This window comes from Micromonospora sp. D75, from assembly GCF_018070405.1.
In the GTDB taxonomy this organism is placed as follows: Bacteria; Actinomycetota; Actinomycetes; order Mycobacteriales; family Micromonosporaceae; genus Micromonospora; species Micromonospora chalcea.
In genome coordinates, this window is sequence record NZ_JAGPXV010000661.1 from 1 (window position 1) to 3,164 (window position 3,164).

At 76.7% G+C, this 3,164-nt stretch carries 2 protein-coding genes; one reads left to right on the top strand and one right to left on the bottom strand.

Going from position 1 to position 3,164, the window contains the following annotated elements; genetic code table 11:
- The coding region (locus KBX39_RS27270) for an FtsK/SpoIIIE domain-containing protein (protein ID WP_210873222.1) at window positions 1–1,946 on the bottom strand (1,946 nt) is incomplete at its 3' end.
- A gap of 206 nt (window positions 1,947–2,152) precedes the next feature.
- Here KBX39_RS27270 and KBX39_RS27275 point away from each other — a divergent pair.
- Window positions 2,153–2,899, top strand: a complete 747-nt coding sequence (locus KBX39_RS27275; protein WP_104112807.1) for a phosphotransferase family protein — start codon at window positions 2,153–2,155, stop codon at window positions 2,897–2,899.
- The last annotated feature ends 265 nt before the right edge of the window (window positions 2,900–3,164 follow it).

Below are 3,164 nucleotides of genomic sequence, written 5' to 3' on the forward strand. Positions count from 1 at the left end.
GACCGGAGCACCTCCGCGCCGACGGTGGCGGTGCCGACCACCGCCAGGTGCCGGCCCGGGCTGGCGTCGAGCGCGAACCCGGCCGGGCTGCCGGCGACGTCGACCGCGCGGCCCACGAGCGCGTACGGCGGGTCGGCGCCCGGCGTCAGCGCGGTCCAGGCGGAGTCGTCGGTGAGCCGGGGCGTCTCGTGTCCCCGGAACACCGACGGCGGGCGCGATCCGGCCGGGCGGGCCGCGTGCAGCTCGTGGCGCAGCGCCGCCAGGTCGGCCGAGGCGGCGTGCGCGTCGGGGAACCGCACCTCCGCGTCCGCGCCGGGCGCGCCGGCGGCGGTGTTCACCACTGCCGTGCCGACGGTGAGCCCGCGCGCGGCGTCGTTGCGCGGGTCCAGCACGGCGTCCCCGCCGGGCAGCGCGATCCGCAGCGGGAACTGGCCGAAGATGGCCTCGGCCCGGCCGTAGAGCGCCTCGATGCCGGTGGTGCTCTGGCTGGCCAGCACCAGGTGCAGGCCGTACGAGCGGCCCTTGCGGGCCAGTTCCTCGATCAGGTCGACGGCCTGCCGGGCCAGCGCGTCGTTGCCGGCGAACAGCACGTGGAACTCGTCGATCACGGTGACGATCCGGGGCGGCCGGGCGTTGGGCGGCAGGTCGGCCAGGCGGCTGACCCCGTGCCGCTTGAGCAGGTCGGCGCGGCGGCCCAACTCGGCGCGCAGCTCCCGCAGCACCGCCACGCCGTACTCGCGGTCGGACTCGATGCCCACCGCGTCGGCGTGCGGCAGCCAGGACGGGTCGCGGTCGGTGGGCACGAACTCGGTGAAGCTCACGCCCTCCTTGAAGTCGAGCAGCATCAGCCGCAGCTCGGCCGGGGAGTAGCGGGCGGCCAGCCCGTAGAGCACGTCGAGCAGCAGCACCGTCTTGCCGGCGCCGGTGCGGCCGCCGATCAGCCAGTGCGGCGTGGCGTCGTCGAACGCCACCGCGAGCGGGCGGCGGCCTGCGCGGCCGAGCACGGTACGCAGGCCGGAGGCGGCGGACCCGGCCCAGCGCTGCGCGGGCAGCAGGTCGGCGAACGTGACGACGTCCTGGTCGGCGGTCTCGGCGTACCGGCGGGCCAGCGCGGTCACCGCGGCGTGCGACGGGTCGCCGTCGAGCACCACCGGCGCGGCCAGCCCGCTGCCGTCGGCGCTGAACGGGCGGCCGGGCGGGTCACCGACGAGCGTGTACCGCTCGGTGATCCGCAGGTGGGTGGTGGCGCCCAGCGGCGGCGCGGCGCTCGGCCCGGCGGGCCGGTGACCGGCCAGCAGCACGCAGACCGCGGCGGCCGGGCCGGCGTGGGTGAGCGCGGCGAGCCGGGCCAGCTCCCGGGGCGGCGGCGCGGACGCGGCCACCACCACCAGCAGCTCCCGGTCCTCCGGCGCGGACCGCTGGGCGGTACGGGCGTGCCGCTCGGCCGCGTCGAGCAGCGCTGCCGTCTCCGCCTCGGTGGTCGCCGCCGCGGCGAGCACCCCGGCGTCCTGCAGCGGGCGCAGCGGCAGGAACGCCGCGCCGAAGGCGGCCTGGTCGATGCCGACGACCCGGATCGCGCCGGCCGGAGCGGCGGTCAGCAGCCGCACCACCACCGCCCGCAGCAGCTCCCCGACGCGCGGGTCGCGGGCGTCCTGATCGAGCGCCAGATGCGCGCCCGCCCCCACCGGCACGAGCACCGGGAACGCGCCGTCGACTGTGGTCGCCGCGCCGAGGCGTACCGGAACGGGGTGGGTCGCGACGCGGGCGGTGCCGGGCACCGCGGCGGCCAGCTCACCGCCGAGGCGGGCCAGCCGCGCGACCAGCTCGGGGCTGCCCACCGGCGCCGGGCCGGCGGCGCCGAGCAGCCGCCGGGCCGCCTCCCAGTGGCGCAGTGCCTGCCGGTGCCGATCGACCGCCTGCCGGTACGCCGCCGCGAGTCTGCCCACCGTCCGCCCTCCGACGTTTGCGATCGAGCAGAACCCTAACGGACCCGCGCCGCACCGGCACGAGGCACTCGGCACGCGAGATTCGTCCACTGTTCATCCGGCTGCACAGGGCCCTAGATCACGCTCCCGCTCGGCTTGCTTGCCCGCCGACCTGGCCCGCGCAATATGCGGCGACGTCGACGGTCACCTTCGTCAGGATGGCCGGTATGGACGAGGTCGAAGTCGTCGTCGCCCACCGTCAGCGCGCGACGCTGCGCGTCGGGGATGTGTTCCTGAAGGTCGACGGCGACCCGGCGCACGCCGCAGTCGAGGTGCGGGCGATGGGCCTGGCACCGGTACCGACCCCGACGATCCTCTGGCACGAGCCGCCCGTGCTCGCGATCGCCGCCGTACCCGGCACGGCGCTCGGCGTCCTCGGCCGACCGTCGGAGGCGTCACCGGCGGCGTGGGCGGCGGCGGGTGCGGCCATCCGGCGACTGCACGACGCGCCGTTGCCGCCGTGGCCGGGACGCCGCCTCGACGACGTGGCGGCGGAACTCGACCGGGAATGCGCGGGGCTGCTCGCCGAGGCGGCGCTGCCCGCCGAGGTGGTCCGGCGCAACCGCAAGATCGCCGAGGCCGCGCTCCGGCCGTGGAAGCCCGTGTTCGTCCACGGCGACCTCCAGATCACCCACGTCTTCGTCAACGGCGACGAGGTGAGCGGCGTCATCGACTGGTCCGAGGCCGCCTCTGGCGACGCCATGTTCGACCTCGCCGTTCTCACGCTCGGACACGAGGATCGCCTGGACGACCTGCTCGCCGGCTACGGCTCCGACGTGGACCGGGACGTGATCCGCGCCTGGTGGTCGCTGCGCAGCCTGGTGGCGTCGCGCTGGCTGATCGCGCACGGCTTCGATCCGGACGCGCCGGGGTGCGAGTTCGACGTGCTCAGAGCCCGGATGCGGGAGCCCTGACCGCCAGGGCTGTCACGCCGAGGCACGCGGGATTCGTCCCCTGTTCACCCGGCTGCGCACGGCCCGGCCCCCACCGTTCCCCCGGCCCGGCTTGCCTTTCCCCCGGCGAACGGCGAACCGGTGCCGGACCCGGCCGGTCTGCTGGCGCTGCCGCCCGGCTTCTCGTACACCGTTGTCGCGCAGGCGGGCGCGACGAAGCTGGAGTCCGGGCAGCCCACCCCGAGCGACGCCGACGGCACCGTTGCTTCCGCGGCCCGCACGGCTC

Coding starts and splice junctions, on each gene's coding strand:
- KBX39_RS27275 (WP_104112807.1), top strand. CDS start 2,153: ATGGACGAGGTCGAAGTCGTCGTCGCCCACCGTCAGCGCGCGACGCTG.